Origin of the sequence: Enterobacter sp. 50793107 (assembly GCF_001463365.1) — a bacterium.
In the GTDB taxonomy this organism is placed as follows: Bacteria; Pseudomonadota; Gammaproteobacteria; order Enterobacterales; family Enterobacteriaceae; genus Enterobacter; species Enterobacter cloacae.
Genome location: NZ_LNII01000122.1, coordinates 22,622 through 39,603, shown reverse-complemented (window position 1 = coordinate 39,603; position 16,982 = coordinate 22,622). Strand labels below are relative to the sequence as shown.

General features: G+C 53.1%; 14 protein-coding genes and 1 tRNA gene. 10 read left to right on the top strand and 5 right to left on the bottom strand.

The features are described 5' to 3' along the window. Nucleotides 1-114: 114 nt before the first annotated feature. Nucleotides 115-1,044, top strand: a complete 930-nt coding sequence (locus APU11_RS15910; RefSeq protein WP_058651771.1) for a formate/nitrite transporter family protein — start codon at nt 115-117, stop codon at nt 1,042-1,044. Between the two features lie 75 nt (nt 1,045-1,119). Then, nucleotides 1,120-1,191, top strand: a tRNA-Arg gene (locus tag APU11_RS15905). 15 nt (nt 1,192-1,206) lie between these two features. Here APU11_RS15905 and APU11_RS15900 read toward each other — a convergent pair. Beyond that, a complete protein-coding gene (locus APU11_RS15900) occupies nt 1,207-2,586 on the bottom strand; it encodes a diguanylate cyclase (protein ID WP_013098174.1) in 1,380 nt (459 codons plus the stop codon). 311 nt (nt 2,587-2,897) lie between these two features. On the opposite strand from APU11_RS15900, the gene lpxP reads away from it, so the two are divergent. Beyond that, nucleotides 2,898-3,818 carry a kdo(2)-lipid IV(A) palmitoleoyltransferase gene (gene lpxP, locus APU11_RS15895; RefSeq protein ID WP_170955155.1) on the top strand — a complete coding sequence of 307 codons (921 nt, stop codon included), beginning with the start codon at nt 2,898-2,900 and terminating at the stop codon, nt 3,816-3,818. Nucleotides 3,819-4,175: 357 nt separating this feature from the next. Next, the gene (gene ypdK / locus APU11_RS28105) at nt 4,176-4,247 is read left to right on the top strand and encodes a membrane protein YpdK (RefSeq protein ID WP_099458937.1); all 72 of its coding nucleotides are present in this window, start codon (nt 4,176-4,178) and stop codon (nt 4,245-4,247) included. Nucleotides 4,248-4,302: 55 nt separating this feature from the next. Here ypdK and alaC read toward each other — a convergent pair whose 3' ends face one another. Then, nucleotides 4,303-5,538: an alanine transaminase gene (alaC, locus tag APU11_RS15885; RefSeq protein WP_058651773.1), complete on the bottom strand. Its 1,236-nt coding sequence runs from the start codon at nt 5,536-5,538 to the stop codon at nt 4,303-4,305. 387 nt (nt 5,539-5,925) lie between these two features. On the opposite strand from alaC, the gene APU11_RS15880 reads away from it, so the two are divergent. Together APU11_RS15880 and APU11_RS15875 are read left to right on the top strand one after the other, a co-directional pair. Next, complete coding sequence (locus APU11_RS15880) at nt 5,926-7,623, top strand: sensor histidine kinase (RefSeq protein WP_032618314.1); 1,698 nt, start codon at nt 5,926-5,928, stop codon at nt 7,621-7,623. Nucleotides 7,624-7,636: 13 nt separating this feature from the next. Further along, nucleotides 7,637-8,368, top strand: coding sequence for a LytTR family DNA-binding domain-containing protein (locus tag APU11_RS15875; RefSeq protein WP_013098180.1), 732 nt, complete (start codon nt 7,637-7,639; stop codon nt 8,366-8,368). Between the two features lie 31 nt (nt 8,369-8,399). Here APU11_RS15875 and glk read toward each other — a convergent pair whose 3' ends face one another. After that, complete coding sequence (glk, locus tag APU11_RS15870; RefSeq protein ID WP_038420298.1) at nt 8,400-9,365, bottom strand: glucokinase; 966 nt, start codon at nt 9,363-9,365, stop codon at nt 8,400-8,402. 205 nt (nt 9,366-9,570) lie between these two features. Between glk and APU11_RS15865 the strand changes: the two genes are divergently transcribed. Further along, entirely contained in the window at nt 9,571-10,806 is a 1,236-nt protein-coding gene (locus APU11_RS15865) for an ion channel protein (protein ID WP_013098182.1), read from the top strand. On the opposite strand, the gene ipdC is transcribed toward APU11_RS15865, so the two are convergent. After that, nucleotides 10,807-12,465, bottom strand: coding sequence for an indolepyruvate decarboxylase (ipdC, locus tag APU11_RS15860; protein ID WP_048972273.1), 1,659 nt, complete (start codon nt 12,463-12,465; stop codon nt 10,807-10,809). 184 nt (nt 12,466-12,649) lie between these two features. Between ipdC and mgrA the strand changes: the two genes are divergently transcribed. Continuing rightward, nucleotides 12,650-13,648: an L-glyceraldehyde 3-phosphate reductase gene (gene mgrA / locus APU11_RS15855; protein ID WP_038984364.1), complete on the top strand. Its 999-nt coding sequence runs from the start codon at nt 12,650-12,652 to the stop codon at nt 13,646-13,648. Nucleotides 13,649-13,773: 125 nt separating this feature from the next. Next, nucleotides 13,774-14,130 (top strand): DUF2502 domain-containing protein, encoded by a 357-nt coding sequence (locus APU11_RS15850; protein WP_013098185.1) that lies wholly within the window; start codon nt 13,774-13,776, stop codon nt 14,128-14,130. A gap of 33 nt (nt 14,131-14,163) precedes the next feature. On the opposite strand, the gene APU11_RS15845 is transcribed toward APU11_RS15850, so the two are convergent. Then, nucleotides 14,164-15,402, bottom strand: a complete 1,239-nt coding sequence (locus APU11_RS15845; protein ID WP_038984362.1) for an Nramp family divalent metal transporter — start codon at nt 15,400-15,402, stop codon at nt 14,164-14,166. A 349-nt stretch (nt 15,403-15,751) separates the two neighbouring features. On the opposite strand from APU11_RS15845, the gene APU11_RS15840 reads away from it, so the two are divergent. After that, complete coding sequence (locus APU11_RS15840; protein WP_013098187.1) at nt 15,752-16,939, top strand: NupC/NupG family nucleoside CNT transporter; 1,188 nt, start codon at nt 15,752-15,754, stop codon at nt 16,937-16,939. The last annotated feature ends 43 nt before the right edge of the window (nt 16,940-16,982 follow it).

Genomic DNA, 16,982 nt, shown 5'->3' with positions numbered 1-16,982 from the left:
TTTGAATGAGATGTCTCACCTTTGTTGCCATTACCCTCACTTTAAGAGCATCCCCACGGGCATTTTGTTAAAAGCCGCTACGCTTAAAAGAAAGAACACCCAACTGGAGCGGTTATGAAAGACGTGGGCGAAGAGAAAATTGGCGAGAGCAATGAAGAACTTGAAATTGAGAGCGAGGAAAAAGAGCGCGGTGAAAAGATAGAGATTGATGAAGATCGCCTTCCCTCCCGCGCGATGGCGATCCATGAACATATCCGTCAGGATGGGGAAAAGGAGATGGAGCGCGATGCCATGGCCCTGCTGTGGTCCGCTATCGCGGCCGGCCTCTCAATGGGGGCATCGCTACTTGCGAAGGGCATTTTCCATGTGCAGCTTGAAGGTGTACCCGGTGGCTTTTTGCTGGAGAATCTGGGCTACACCTTCGGCTTTATCATCGTCATTATGGCCCGCCAGCAGCTTTTTACTGAAAACACGGTCACCGCCGTTCTGCCTGTCATGCAAAACCCGACTCTGGGTAACTTTGGCTTACTGATGCGTCTGTGGAGCGTGGTCCTGCTGGGCAACCTCATCGGCACGGGTATCGCCGCCTGGGCGTTTGAATATATGCCGATATTTGATGACCCCACCCGGGATGCGTTTGTGAAAATCGGTATGGATGTGATGAAAAACACGCCCGTGGAGATGTTCTCTAACGCCATTATCTCTGGCTGGATTATCGCGACAATGGTCTGGATGTTCCCTTCCGCAGGCAGCGCCAAAATTGTGGTAATCATATTAATGACGTGGCTGATTGCGCTGGCCGACACCACCCATATCGTGGTAGGTACTGTAGAAATCCTCTATCTGGTGTTTAACGGCACGCTTCACTGGAGCGATTTCTTCTGGCCATTCGCACTGCCTACGCTTGCGGGCAACATCTGCGGCGGAACCTTTATTTTTGCGCTGTTGAGTCATGCCCAGATCCGTAATGACATGTCTAATAAGCGTAAAGCCGAGCTGAAAGCGCAGGAAAATGATGAAAAGTCGGCAAATAAATCGGCCTGAATGGTGACTCTTTGAGCAGTCGGGCGGCAATGCGCTTAACGCAAAGTGTAAATAACGGTATACTCGTGCCGCCTCGTCCCCTTAGTTAAATGGATATAACGAGCCCCTCCTAAGGGCTAGTTGCAGGTTCGATTCCTGCAGGGGACACTTTGATAGTAAACATCACTGCGCTTTCCATAACTCCACGCAGTTTCGCCCCCGTCGTTTTGCCCCATACAACGCCTCATCCGCAGCCTGAATCAGACGTTCGTAGTCAGGATGACCATTAAACATGGCCGCCCCAATCGAAAGCGACAACGGTATTGGCTCGCCTGTCGGGGAATGAACCTTAATTTTTTCCACGCGTCGGCGGATCCGCTCGGCAATGCGCAGGGTATCGGCTTCGGTGATTTCCGTTAGCACAATCAAAAACTCATCTCCGCCGTAGCGGAAGACATAGTCACAGGTGCGAACGTTGTCATAAAATGCCCCGGCAACCTTTCTTAATATTTCATCTCCCGTGTTGTGCCCCCAGGTATCGTTGATTTGCTTGAACTTATCGACATCAATAAGCAACACCGACAGCGGCGTACCAGAACGACTTGCCTGGGTAATTTCACGTTTAAAAATGGTTGGCAGGAAGCGACGGTTGAGCAGACGCGTGAGCACATCCACGCCCACCTCGTGCCGGGCTACCTCATCAAACAGCTCATGCAGCAGGGTCACGATTTGCGAGAAGGTCGTTCGCGTCAGCCGCAAAAATTGCACCTGCCGCAGTCTGTCGTGAAGGGCATCGTCTGTCTGACGAACGTCATGAAAAGCCGCGTCGAACTCCTGGATAAGACGAGAGATATGCCCTGCTTCGGCAATACCACTGAAGTAGTGACGTCCCTTATGACTGAACCACAGCCCAAAGTCGGACTGCCCGAGCGGCCGGCTATTGTCGATGCTGGAGTCCAGCATCACTTTATAAAGCAGCGACAGTTCCCACGTCAGTAATGCGGCGGTCTGCCGTTCCTTCTCGACTTCCGCATTTTCCATCAGCGAGAAGATTCGATAGTTCTCGTCCTCTTTTGCCGCATTGTTCTCGCTGAAGACATACGCGCGCGACATCACCTCCATTGCCAGATCAATGCTGTTAATGGCGTAGTGATAGATGCTTAACTTGGTCTCAGAAGGGTGTGGTGTGGCATTAATAAGGGGTAACAACAGCTTTTTCAGGATCCGAAAACCCATCTCAACCAGGTCGACTGATATACCTATTCGGGCGTGAACATCGGCGGCGCGCTGCTGAGCCCGCATCTGTTCATCAACCTGTTCAACCCGGCATGAGAGAACATCAACAAGCCAACGGCGCAGCGCTTCCTGCAGCTGCCTTTCAACCTGCTCAGTGGTCAGAAACTCCGCTGCATGAGGGTCGGCCAGGACCACACGATAAAACTCCGTAATCAGACCAGAAGCATGATCGCTGGCCAGTTGCGCAGTAAGTTGATGAACGAGGGGATCCGTTTCATTGATTAACTGAATCCACTCATCCCTTACGGTTTGTAAATAGGTTTCCATTTACACCCTCCAGGGGAGATCGTTAGCTTGTCCGACGGGAATTAAGCGCCCGGATTCACCGTCTGGCATGCGTGATAATCAACAACAGCAACAAAATCAACACCCTTTCCAGGTGCCGCTTTTTTAATCAAAAACGAGTAATAGCACATATCGTATAACGGTGCTACATTACGCCGCCCACCCAACGTCAGCAGTGGTCAGGCAACGCCGTAAAGATCGGTAAAGCCTGCAACCATGACCTTGTCCAACGGTCTAATTGGCACGTGGTATCGCTTTATGCGTTACTTTCAAAGGCTTTACATAGGTTCACTATTTTGTCTCAATCCCACTTCAAACGTGCGTTTTTACACCCGCGTTACTGGTTTACATGGTTTGGTCTTGGCGTACTCTGGCTTCTGGTTCAACTTCCTTATCCTGTGATCCGCGTACTGGGCTCCAGGCTCGGCAGCGCATCCCGCCACTTCCTCAAACGTCGTGAATCTATTGCCCGTAAAAATCTCGAACTGTGCTTTCCCCAGTATAATGCGCAGCAGCGCGAAACACTGATTGCCGAGAACTTTAAATCTATCGGCATGGCGTTGCTTGAAACCGGCATGGCCTGGTTCTGGCCTGATGAGCGCGTCCGCAAATGGTTTGACGTGGAAGGTCTCGAAAACCTGAAACGCGCGCAAATGCAAAACCGTGGCGTGATGGTGGTTGGTGTCCACTTTATGTCGCTGGAGCTGGGCGGCCGAGTAATGGGGCTTTGTCAGCCGATGATGGCCACCTACCGCCCGCACAACAGTCCGCTGATGGAGTGGGTACAAACCCGTGGTCGCATGCGTTCCAATAAGGCGATGATCAGCCGTAACAATCTGCGCGGTATGGTCGGCGCCCTGAAGAAAGGCGAAGCCGTCTGGTTTGCACCCGATCAGGACTACGGACGTAAAGGCAGCAGTTTTGCGCCCTTCTTTGCGGTTAAAAGTGTTGCCACCACCAACGGCACGTTCGTGATTTCGCGTCTGTCAGGCGCCGCAATGCTGACCGTGACAATGGTGAGAAAGGTTGATAAATCTGGCTATCGTCTGCACATCTCACCGGAGATGGCAAACTATCCGGAAAATGAATGCGAAGCCGCAGCGTTCATCAATAAAGTTATCGAGACCGAAATTATGCGCGCGCCGGAGCAGTATCTGTGGATGCATCGCCGTTTCAAAACGCGGCCGCATGGCGAAGCGTCTCTCTATATTTAATGTGGAGAAAGGTTAGTTTCGCTAAGAAACTAACCTTTTCAATCACCTGTAATCACCCTGAGTAATTGTCTTTTCTTGCCGTCGCTCAACGTGGATTTATTGCGCTCTGAAATCAAACTGTCGCCGTTCCACGACACCCGTAAGTTACGGAAAGTATTTAAAAAAATGCCTCTTGTCACCCCTCATTTTTAGGCGTACATTAGCGCCGTCTGGCAACAGGAAAGCACAGAATTCTGAGCTGGAGTTTGCATCGTAACGGGATAATTCTCATTTCCGTCTCAGGCAAATGTCAGTTCTCTATAATCAGGTGGACTCTGTTTTTAAGTGCGTACCAGAAGATACGCGGAGCGATGAAACGTGAAATATTTCTTTATGGGCATTTCGGTGATTGTTTTAGTGTGGGCCGGAACCTTCGCCCTGATGATCTAGCGAAGAACATGCAGTCAAAAAAACAGGAGCCGTTGGCTCCTGTTTTTTTATGTCATTAAGATTCGTGCTGTTCAACGGCACTCTTTGATGCGAGAAGCCCGTCGGCGCGGAACATACTCTTAATGCCCCTCACCGCCTGACGAATACGGTCGCTGTTTTCAATCAGCGCGAACCGTACATGGGTATCGCCATAATCACCGAAGCCAATACCCGGCGAGACGCAGACTTTCGCGTCCTGCAACAGCTTTTTGGCAAACTCCAGTGACCCCATCGCCGCGTAAGGCTCAGGGATTTTTGCCCAGACATACATTGACGCTTTCGGCATGTCCACCATCCAGCCAGCCTCATGCAGCCCTTTCACCAGCACATCGCGACGGCGTTTATACTGGGCGGCAATATCATGAACACACTGCTGATCGCCTTCCAGCGCGGCGATAGCGGCCACCTGCAGTGGGGTAAAGGTGCCGTAATCGTGGTAACTCTTAATACGCGCCAGTGCACTCACCAGCGTTTTATTACCCACCATAAAGCCAATACGCCACCCCGCCATGTTGTAGCTTTTCGACAGGGTAAAGAACTCCACCGCCACATCACGTGCGCCCGGAACCTGCATAATGGAAGGCGCTTTCCAGCCGTCGTACACAATATCGGCGTAGGCTAAGTCGTGTACCACCAGCACATCGTAACGCTTCGCCAGTGCGACGACTTTCTCAAAGAAGTCGAGTTCTACACACTGCGCCGTAGGGTTAGACGGGAAGCCGAGGATCATCATCTTCGGTTTCGGATAGCTTTCACGAATCGCACGTTCCAGCTCGTTAAAGAAATCGACCCCTTCCACCAGCGGCACAGAGCGAACCTGCGCGCCGGCAATCACCGCGCCGTAAATATGGATGGGGTAGCTTGGATTAGGCACCAGCACCGTATCACCATGATCCAGCGTAGCCAGCATCAGGTGCGCCAGCCCCTCTTTCGAGCCAATGGTGACAATGGCTTCACTTTCCGGATCGATATCAACCTGATAGCGATCCTGATACCAGCGAGAGATCGCACGACGTAATCGAGGAATGCCGCGAGAGGTGGAGTAACCGTGCGTATCCGGGCGCTGGGCGACCGTGCAGAGCTTCTCAACAATATGCGCAGGCGTTGGGCCGTCAGGGTTACCCATACTGAAATCGATAATATCTTCGCCGCGACGACGCGCAGCCATCTTCAGTTCAGCAGTGATATTGAAAACATAAGGGGGGAGACGATCGATACGCGTAAAACGGCGTTCAGGACTGAATTCAGCCATAGATTCCTCAGATTAACGTTAGCGCCCGGACCGTCCGAGCGACGCTGCCACTTATGTGGCGTGTTTAGAAAATAACCTGAAAAAAAACATGCTGTCGAGGGGTTAAGCAAAAAAAAAGATGTCGCGTTAAAAACGGGAACCTTCAGATACCGAAAGCGGAAGCGTTCCTGCTTATTGTGCAATTTTAATACCCAGTCTTTAACATGATGATATCAAAACTGTTACCTTGTCGTTCTCCAGGAGTAAAAAAACTGGCATCTTCAGGAAGCCACTCTCAATCCCCTTTGAAGATTATGGTTTTTCCTCATTTGATAAACCCGACGGATAGCTGGTCAACAGGCGTCAGGTTTTTTATCATTGGGCTTTCCTCTTTTCGCTGGTCGACTCGTGCACGAAATATTCGATATGCTGCTGGCGGTTTTTGACCGTGCGGCATTAATGCTGATTTGCCTGTTTTTCCTCATTCGTATTCGCCTGTTCCGCGAGCTTTTGCACAAGTCCGCCCACTCGGCAAAAGAGCTACTGGCCGTTACCGCCATCTTTTCACTGTTCGCCCTGTTCAGCACCTGGTCCGGGGTGCCGGTAGAAGGGTCGCTGGTCAACGTGCGTGTTATCGCCGTGATGTCCGGTGGGATCTTGTTTGGCCCCTGGGTGGGCATTATTACGGGTCTCATCGCCGGGACACATCGTTACCTGATAGATATCGGCGGCGTGACGGCGGTGCCGTGTTTTATCACCAGCATCATCGCCGGTGTCCTTTCCGGCTGGATTAACCGCAAAATACCGAAAAAGCAGCACTGGCGCGCCGGGATCATCGCGGGCATGCTGTGCGAAACGCTGACCATGGTTCTGGTGGTCGTCTGGGCTCCCACCATTGCGCTGGGGCTGGATATTGTCTCTAAAATCGGTATTCCGATGATCCTCGGCAGCGTCTGTATCGGTTTTATCGTGCTGCTGGTGCAAAGCGTTGAAGGGGAAAAAGAGGCCAGCGCCGCACGTCAGGCCAAGCTGGCGCTGGATATCGCCAACAAAACGCTGCCGCTCTTCCGCCATGTTAACGCCGAATCCTTACGTCAGGTCTGCGATATCATCCGTCGCGATATTCATGCCGATGCCGTGGCTATTACCAATATCGACCACGTCCTGGCCTATGTTGGCGTAGGTGAGCATAACTATCAGGACAGCGATGACACCATCAGCCCCACCACCAGGCAGGCGATCAATTACGGTAAAATCATCATTAAAAACAATGATGAAGCCCACAGAACCCCAGAAATTCACTCCATGCTGGTGATCCCGCTGTGGGAGAAAGGCGTGGTGACGGGAACCCTGAAAATTTACTACTGCCACGCGCACCAGATCACCTCCTCCCTGCAGGAGATGGCCATCGGGCTGTCGCAGATTATCTCTACCCAGCTGGAGGTCTCACGCGCGGAACAGCTGCGCGAGATGGCAAATAAGGCAGAGCTGCGCGCGCTGCAGAGTAAAATTAATCCTCATTTTCTGTTTAACGCGCTGAATGCGATCTCCTCGTCCATTCGACTTAATCCGGATACCGCACGTCAGCTGATTTTCAATCTGTCACGCTATCTGCGCTACAACATTGAGCTAAAAGATGACGAGCAGATCGACATTAAAAAAGAGCTTTATCAGATCAAGGATTACATTGCGATTGAGCAGGCGCGCTTTGGTGACAAACTCACGGTCATTTACGATATTGATGAAGAGGTCAACTGTGTGATCCCAAGCCTGCTGATCCAGCCGCTGGTTGAGAACGCTATCGTCCACGGGATTCAGCCGTGTAAAGGGAAAGGGGTGGTGACCATCAGCGTGACCGAAAGCGGCAACCGCGTGCGGATTGCCGTGCGCGATACCGGCCACGGAATTGATCCTAAAGTCATTGAGCGCGTTGAGGCCAACGAGATGCCGGGGAATAAGATTGGGCTGCTGAATGTCCACCACCGGGTCAAACTGCTGTACGGCGACGGGCTGCATATTCAGCGCCTTGAACCGGGCACCGAGATCGCCTTTTATATCCCGAATGAACGCTCTCCCGTTCATGCGTCTACATCCCTGTTGCCTTAGGCCGGAGTAACCCGTGAAAGTGATCATTGTAGAAGATGAGTTTCTGGCTCAACAGGAGCTGAGCTGGCTCATCAAAACGCACAGTCAGATGGAGATCGTGGGCACGTTTGACGATGGTCTGGACGTGCTGAAGTTTTTGCAGCATAACCGCGTTGATGCCATTTTTCTTGATATCAACATTCCGTCGCTGGATGGCGTATTACTGGCGCAAAACATCAATCAATTTGCCCATAAGCCGTTTATTGTCTTCGTCACCGCCTGGAAGGAGCACGCAGTTGAAGCCTTCGAGCTGGAGGCGTTTGACTATATCCTTAAGCCTTACCAGGAGTCGCGCATCGTCACCATGCTGCAAAAGCTGGAGGCCGCGTGGCAACAGCAGAACGCCCCTGTCACCGCAAGCCCCGCAGTACGTGAGAATGACACGATTAACCTGGTGAAGGATGAACGTATCATCGTGACGCCGGTTAACGATATCTACTATGCCGAAGCCCATGAAAAGATGACGTTTGTCTATACCCGGCGGGAATCGTACGTGATGGCGATGAACATTACCGAGTTTTGCAGCAAGCTGCCGACAGCGCATTTCTTCCGCTGTCACCGCTCGTTTTGTGTGAATTTAAACAAGATCCGCGAGATCGAGCCGTGGTTTAACAATACCTACATTTTGCGCCTGAAGGATCTTGATTTTCAGGTGCCAGTGAGCCGCAGCAAGGTCAAAGAGTTCCGCCAGTTAATGCACCTGTAAATCCCCTCTCCCGCAAGAGAGGGGCTGGGTTTTAGAGGATCTGGCCGAGCACCTGACGCAGGTGGGCGCCCGAGCCAAGTAAACCCGGGTTGTCGTGCACAATCAGGTAAACAGGAATGTCCTGCACGTAGCTTTTAAAACGTCCTTTGTCTTCAAACCCGCCGCGGAAGCCTGACGCTTTGAAGAACTCCAGGAAGCGCGGCACAATGCCACCGGCAATGTAAACGCCACCAAAGGTGCCGAGCGTAAGCGCCAGGTTGCCACCAAAACGCCCCATGATCACGCAGAACAGCGACAGTGCGCGACGGCAGTCGATGCAGCTGTCTGCCAGTGCGCGCTCGGTCACGTCTTTCGGCTGCAGATTTTCCGGCAGACGGCCGTCAGACTTCACAATGGCACGATACAGGTTTACCAGCCCCGGGCCGGAAAGCACGCGCTCAGCCGACACGTGGCCGATCTCAGCGCGTAGCTCTTCCAGAATAATGCCCTCTTCTTCGCTGTTCGGTGCAAAGTCCACGTGGCCACCTTCACCCGGCAGACTCACCCAGCGCTTATCAACATGAACCAGATGCGAAACGCCCAGCCCTGTACCGGCACCGTAAACGGCAATCGGCTTGCCTTCTACCGGGGCAGTACCGCCAAACTGAGTCAGGTGCTCTGGCTTCAGCATCGGGATGGCCATCGACACCGCAGTAAAGTCGTTGATGATTTCCAGATGTGCAAAGCCGAGGTTCTTTTTCATCTCGGCAATGGAAAATGCCCAGGTATGGTTGGTCATCGCGACCCAGTCGCCGGTAATCGGGCAGGCAATCGCGATACAGCCATCTTCAACGCTGACCTTGTGCTCTTCCAGATAGACGCGTACAACGGCCTCAAGGCTGGGGTAATCCAGCCCTGAATAGGTTTTCGCCTGGGAAATTTCACCGCTACTTACATCGCATAATGCCAGGCGCGCGTTAGTGCCGCCCACATCTCCTACCAAAGCATACTTTGTCATTCTTCTACTGCTCCGCTAAAGTCAGAATAAATCTTTGGAACACTGTAAATTCAAGGCGTGATAACAACAACGACCGGAAGGTGAATGCCCCGGGATTATCGATCTTCGTCACAGAATAACTTTACCGTTTCAGCACCTTTTGCACTATTGCCACAATGCTGATTGTGCAAAGTAACGTAATACCTTTTTGTACAAGGAAATTATCATGCTCCACCCGCGAGCCAGAACCATGCTGTTGCTGGCAATCCCGGCCTTAATTATTGGTATTGTCTCAAGCCTGGTGCTTATCGTCGTGATGAAAGTCGCCTCGGTGCTGCAAACGATGTTATGGACTGCGCTTCCGGCTCAGGTGGGTATCAGCGTTGATTCGCCGGCGTGGATCATTATGATGCTGACCCTGACGGGGATTGCGGTGGGTCTGGTGATCCGCTTTAGCCCAGGGCACGCCGGGCCAGATCCGGCGCTGGAACCGCTGATTGGTGCTCCGGTCGCACCTGCAGCGCTGCCAGGACTTATTATCGCGTTGATTATCGGTCTGGCGGGCGGCGTTAGCCTGGGGCCGGAACACCCGATCATGGCGGTCAACATCGGTCTGGCGGTGTATCTCGGTTCACGCATTTTACCCCGCGTCGGGGCCCTGGACTGGACGATTCTGGCATCGGCTGGCACCATTGGCGCGCTCTTCGGTACGCCGGTCGCGGCCGCGCTGATTTTCTCGCAGACGCTTTCCAGCAATAACGACGTGCCGCTCTGGGATAAACTCTTTGCGCCACTGATGGCCGCCGCGGCCGGTGCGCTCACCACCAGTCTGTTTTTCAATCCACACTTCTCGCTCTCCCTTCCCCACTACGGCCAGATGCAGATAGCCGATATATTCAGCGGTGCGGTTGTGGTCGCTATTGCCATTGCGCTGGGGATGATCGCCGTATGGTGTCTGCCGCGTCTGCACCGGCTGGTGCATAAGCTCAAACATCCGGTGCTTATCCTCGGGGTTGGCGGATTGATCCTCGGCATTTTAGGGGCCATCGGCGGTAAGGTAACGCTGTTTAAAGGTCTGGATGAGATGCAACAGCTGGCCTTCAGTCAGGTATTTAGCGTGTCCGATTATTTGCTGTTTGCGCTCATAAAGCTGGCTGCGCTGGTGGTGGCGGCAGCGTGCGGTTTCCGTGGCGGACGGATCTTCCCGGCGGTCTTTGTTGGCGTCGCGTTGGGGCTGATGCTGCATGAACATGTGGATGCCGTTCCGGCGGCGATAACCGTCTCTTGCTCTATTCTGGGGCTGGTATTGGTGGTGACGCGTGATGCCTGGCTGAGCCTGTTTATGGCCGCGGTGGTGGTTCCGGATACTACTCTCATCCCGTTACTTTGCATCGTGATGTTGCCCGCCTGGCTCCTGCTGGCGGGCAAACCGATGATGATGGCCTGGCGTAACGACAAGTGATCAGGCGTTGTTACGCGCTTCCAGCGCTTTGGTAATCGCCCCTAACAGCGGCGGGATATCCGCTTTGGGTAGCATCACTTCAATCAGTGATAGCCGCTCGTGGTGTGCCACTTTTTCGAGCACCTCCGCCAGCTGTTCCGCTTCACTGACCCGCCAGCACTGTGCCTGAGGATCCAGGCTCAGTGCCTGCGGAATTTGCGTCCAGTTCCATAAGGCAATGTCGTTATAGCGCTGTTCCGGTCCGTGAATGGCCCTCTCTACGGTGTACCCTTCATTGTTGAGCACCAGGATAATGGGGTGCTGTTTATCACGCAGCATCGAGCCCAGTTCCTGAATGGTCAACTGCGCGGCGCCATCCCCCGTGAGCACAATGACGCGCCGGTCTGGACAGGCGGTTTGGGCACCATACGCCGCGGCCAGGGTGTAGCCAATGGAGCCCCACAGCGGCTGGACGATAAAATTCACATCTGCCGGCAGACGCAAATCGATCGCACCAAAGGCTGACGTCCCTTGGTCGGCAAGAATAATGTCACCCGGGCGAATAAAGGTTTGCAGGGTGCTCCAGAAATTCTCCTGAGTGAGCGAGCCCTCGGATTGCGGGAAGGCGATACCGCTGTGAGAGACTGGCGCCAGGGTATCGTGGACATACTGTTTGCAGAGAGCCACCAGCGTCTCGATCGCGTCAGACATAGGGATACCGGTAAACCAGACATCCCCCACCCGTGCGGCATGTGGCTGCACTTCTATCGTTTGCGCCTGCGTCAGTTGATGGGTAAACCCCGCCGTCAGGGTATCGGTAAAACGCGTGCCAATGCACAGTACCGTATCCGCCCCTTCGATGGCCTCTTTTACCGCCCCGACGCTTGCAGAACCACTGTACGTGCCATAAAAACCGGGCTGGCGTTCGTCAAAAATGCCCTTGCCCATCAGCATGGTGGCGTGGGCAATGGGCACCTCTTTCACCCACTTCTGCAGGGCATGTTTCATGCCGTGGCGCATGACCAGGAAATCGGCCAACAGCGCGGTACGCTTGCTTGTTTTCAGCCTGCTCTCGGCGGCGTCTCGGAACGCTTTCAGGCAGGCGTGATCGGCATGCGCGGTCTTAAACGTGAGAGCGTTTACAGGCGGCGTGGCTGATTTTTTAGCCACATCGGCTGGCAGCATCAGGTAGCCTGGACGTCGCTCCCGCAGCATGGTTGTTAATACTCTGTCGATTTCGTAGCAGGCGTTTTGTTCGGTCAGGATCGCCTGCGCGACCGTGATCGGTTCACTCATATGGTAAAAGTGACGGAACTCACCATCACCCAGCGTGTGGTGCAGCAGCTCCCCTTTTTGCTGTGAGGCCGTACCCGGTGCCCCCACAATGTGTAACACCGGAACATGCTCGGCAAAGCTGCCGGCCATGCCGTTCATGGCACTTAATTCCCCTACGCCAAATGTTGTCAGCAGCGCGGCGAAGCCCTTACATCGGGCATATCCGTCAGCGGCATAAGATGCGTTTAGCTCATTGGCACAGCCCACCCAACAGATATCCGGGCTGTCGATGACATGATCGAGAAACTGCAGGTTATAGTCGCCCGGCACGCCAAACAGATGATCGGCACCACAATCTGTAAGACGGTCCAGCAGGTAATCGGCGACGCAGTACGGGGTTCGCATAACAGGTGTCCTTCTGACGTTGACCTCACTTTGAGTATTAAATAAGCGTGATGACTGTCCAGAAATGGCAAAAAGAAGAGTATGGAAAGAATGCTTTACAAAAAAGGCTGCGCTATGCTCTGTTTTTTCACATCAGTGTAAACGCATACACTGTTCTTACTTTTTAGCGCCAGAGGTCATGAGAATGCACTATCAGCCAGATAAAAACCGTTATCAGACAATGCTGTATCGTCGCTGTGGGCAAAGTGGCGTTAAATTACCCGCCGTCTCTCTTGGGCTCTGGCACAACTTCGGTGACGCCACGCTTATCGAAAACAGCCGTCAACTTTTACAGCGCGCGTTTGATCTTGGTATTACACACTTCGACCTTGCCAATAACTATGGTCCGCCTCCCGGTTCCGCCGAGCGCAATTTCGGCCGCATTTTGCAGGAAGATTTTCTGCCGTGGCGCGATGAGCTGATCATCTCGACGAAAGCGGGCTATACCATGTGGGACGGCCCTTACGGTGACTGGGGATCGCGCAAATATCTCATCGCAAGCCTGAATCAAAGTCTGAAACGTATGGGGCTGGAGTATGTTGATATCTTCTATCACCACCGTCCTGACCCGGAAACGCCGCTGCAGGAGACAATGAAAGCGCTTGACCATCTGGTGCGTCAGGGGAAAGCCCTGTATGTCGGTTTGTCCAATTACCCGGCCGAGCTTGCACGGCAGGCTATCGACATACTCCATGACCTCGGCACGCCGTGTCTGATCCATCAGCCGAAATATTCAATGTTTGAACGTGCGCCGGAAGCGGGCTTGCTGGACGTTTTGCAGGAAAAAGGTGTCGGCTGCATTCCATTCTCGCCGCTGGCGGGTGGTCAACTGACCGATCGTTATCTGAACGGCATTCCGGCGGACTCCCGCGCCGCGAGCGGGAGTAAGTTCCTGAACCCGGATCAGATAACCCAGGAGAAACTGGAAAAAGTCAGAAGACTGAACGCGCTGGCAGAAAGCCGGGGACAGAAGCTGTCTCAGATGGCGCTGGCCTGGATTTTGCGCCACGAGGCGGTAACTTCCGTACTGATTGGCGCCAGTAAAACCGGGCAAATAGACGATGCAGTGGGCATGCTGGAGAACCGCCATTTCACGGCGGAAGAGCTTGCCACCATTGACGGGATCCTGAATAGCTCAAAATAAATCCTGTTTTAGCAAAAAGTGCTATCACGTCTGAATTCGGAGTTGAGGCGATGAAACGAGGCTTTCCCAACTCGTAAAATTGCGTTAACAGGCCCCCTAAGGCCCCGATCGTGAAGGAGAAGAGTATGTTCAGGTCACTGATTCTTGCAGCGGTATTACTGGCTTCGGCCCCGCTGGTCGCCACTGCTGGCGAAATCACCCTGTTGCCATCAGTAAAATTACAAATTGGCGATCGTGACGACTACGGCAGATACTGGGACGGTGGCTACTGGCGCGACCGTGACTACTGGCACCGTCACTATGAGTGGCGCGGCGACCGCTGGTGGAAACATGATAATGGTTTGCACCGCGGCTGGTACAAAAACAACGCCTACGAGCGTGGTTATCGCGAAGGCTGGAACGACCGTGATGACCGCCGTGGCGGCTGGGATCGCGGCGGTAAAGGTCGCGGTGGACATGGTCACGGCCACGGTCGTCACTAATCTAAAAAAGGAGCCTCCCGGCTCCTTTTTCTTTTATAACCCCAATGCCGTGCCTATCAGTAACCACAGGTTCAGCGCCACTACCACAACCACGATGACCCATCCGGTCCGTTTCACCAGCGTGGTGTTAACCAGTTCGCCCATCAGATGTTTGTTGCTGGTAAAGATCAGCAGCGGCACCAGCGCAAGTGCGATTCCGAAGCTCAGCAGCACCTGGCTCATGACCAGAATGCGTGTTGGATCCAGCCCCATCAGGATCACCACAAATGACGGCAACATTGTGACGGTGCGACGTACCCACAGCGGTATATGGAAGCGGACGAACCCCTGCATGACCACCTGCCCGGCCAGTGTTCCTACCACCGTAGAGGAGAGACCTGCCGCCACCAGGCTTAAGCCAAATATGGTCGCAGCCGCGTGGCTCAGTAACGGCTCCAGCGTCAGATAGGCCTGGTCGAGATCGGCAATGCCGGTGTGACCGTTAAAGTGGAACGCAGCGGCAGCGGTTGCCATCATCGCCAGATTCACAAAACCGGCAATCGTCATGGCGATAGCCACATCCCATTTGGTTGCCGAATAGCGTTCTTTGCGCGTCCCCCCGTGCAGGTGCTGGGTTAGCGAGGAGTGAAGGTAAATCACATGCGGCATGATGGTCGCCCCCAGCACCCCGGCGGCGAGGAACACCGCTTCAGAGGTTGGCAGGCTTGGGATAACCATCCCTTTACCGAGCTGCGCCAGGTTAGGCTGCGAGAAAATCAGTTCGACAATATAGGCCGCAGCGACAAACAGCAGCAGGCCGCCGATGACTTTTTCCAGCGGTTTTTGCCCCCGACGCTGCAGCATCAGAATAAGGAAGGTGGCAATGCCGGTAAGCACCGCCCCCTGCAGCAGCGATACGCCAAGGATCAGCTTGAAACCAATTGCCGCACCAATGAATTCGGCGAGATCGGTTGCCATCGCAATGATTTCCGCCTGGATCCAGTACAACCATACCGCCGGGCGCGGGTAATGATCACGGATCTGTTCCGCCAGGTTTTTACCGGTGGCAATACCCAGTTTCGCGGAAAGCATCTGAATCAGCATAGCCATCAGGTTAGCCCAGACAACCACCCACAGAAGCTTATAGCCAAAGCTGGCCCCGGCCTGAATATTGGTCGCAAAATTGCCTGGATCGATATAGCCAATGGCAGCGATGAACGCAGGTCCCATTAATGCGAACCGCAACTTGCGCGCTGCTCTGCCACTGCTACCCTCTACGCGACTGTTTGTCATTTCTGCCTCTGAAATATAGCCTTTGCTATGTTTAATGCTATCAAAATGAGAATGATTATCAAGATCATTTGTAACGGTTGCAGTGATTTCTCTGATAGCTTTGAACGATAGACAGGCGGGTAAGCGGGGGCGCTCTAACAGAAACCGAAATCGCGCGCTCTTTTGTGAAGACTAGCACACAAACTTAACTTTTCACTCATTTACCTAACATAACAAAAATGTATTGTGGATCACTATTTTTGAGACTCGTCACAGGATGTAACTATAGTGTGTCCTTGATCTCGTTTTCTTTTCGGTTGTTACATAGAATGTGCACGAAAATTAAACCTGCCTCATATTTGGAGCAAATATGGACCGCGTCCTTCACTTTGTCCTGGCACTCGTTGTCGTTACTGCGCTTGCGTTGCTGGTCAGCCATGACCGTAAAAAAATCCGCATTCGCTTTGTTGTTCAGCTTCTCGTTATTGAAGTTTTGCTCGCGTGGTTCTTCCTGAACTCCAACGTGGGGCTTGGCTTCGTAAAAGGCTTCTCCGAAATGTTCGAAAAACTGCTCGGATTCGCCAACGAAGGGACGAACTTTGTCTTCGGTAAAATGAACGACGAAGGGCTGGCGTTCTTCTTCCTGAAAGTACTTTGCCCAATCGTCTTCATCTCTGCGCTGATTGGTATTCTGCAACACATCCGTGTTCTGCCGATTGTGATCCGCGCCATTGGTACCGTACTGTCCAAAGTTAACGGTATGGGTAAGCTGGAATCATTCAACGCCGTCAGCTCCCTGATTCTGGGCCAGTCAGAGAACTTTATCGCGTATAAAGATATTCTCGGCAAGATGTCCCGTAACCGTATGTACACCATGGCCGCAACAGCAATGTCCACCGTTTCCATGTCTATCGTGGGCGCGTATATGACCATGCTGGAACCAAAATATGTGGTTGCTGCTCTGGTGCTGAATATGTTCAGTACCTTTATCGTGCTGTCACTGATCAACCCATACCGTGTTGAGGAAGGTGAAGAGAACCTGCAGATGGCAAATCTGCACGAAGGTCAGAGCTTCTTTGAAATGCTGGGTGAATATATTCTGGCGGGCTTTAAAGTGGCGATTATCGTTGCCGCGATGCTGATCGGCTTCATCGCCCTGATCTCTGCCCTGAACGCCCTGTTCGCCGCAGTTCTGGGCATCTCCTTCCAGGGCATCCTGGGCTACATCTTCTATCCTGTTGCCTGGGTGATGGGTGTCCCTGCTCACGAAGCGCTGCAGGTTGGTAGTATCATGGCGACCAAACTGGTTTCTAACGAATTCGTTGCAATGATGGATCTGCAGAAAATCGCCAGCACGCTCTCTCCACGTGCGGAAGGCATCCTGTCCGTGTTCCTGGTTTCCTTCGCGAACTTCTCGTCCATCGGTATCATCGCCGGTGCGATTAAAGGTCTGAACGAAGAACAGGGTAACGTTGTTTCTCGCTTCGGTCTGAAACTGGTTTACGGCTCAACGCTGGTGAGCGTACTGTCAGCGTCTATCGCAGCACTGGTACTGTAACCCGTCACGTTATATGAGAACCGGGAGCCTGGCTCCCGGTTTT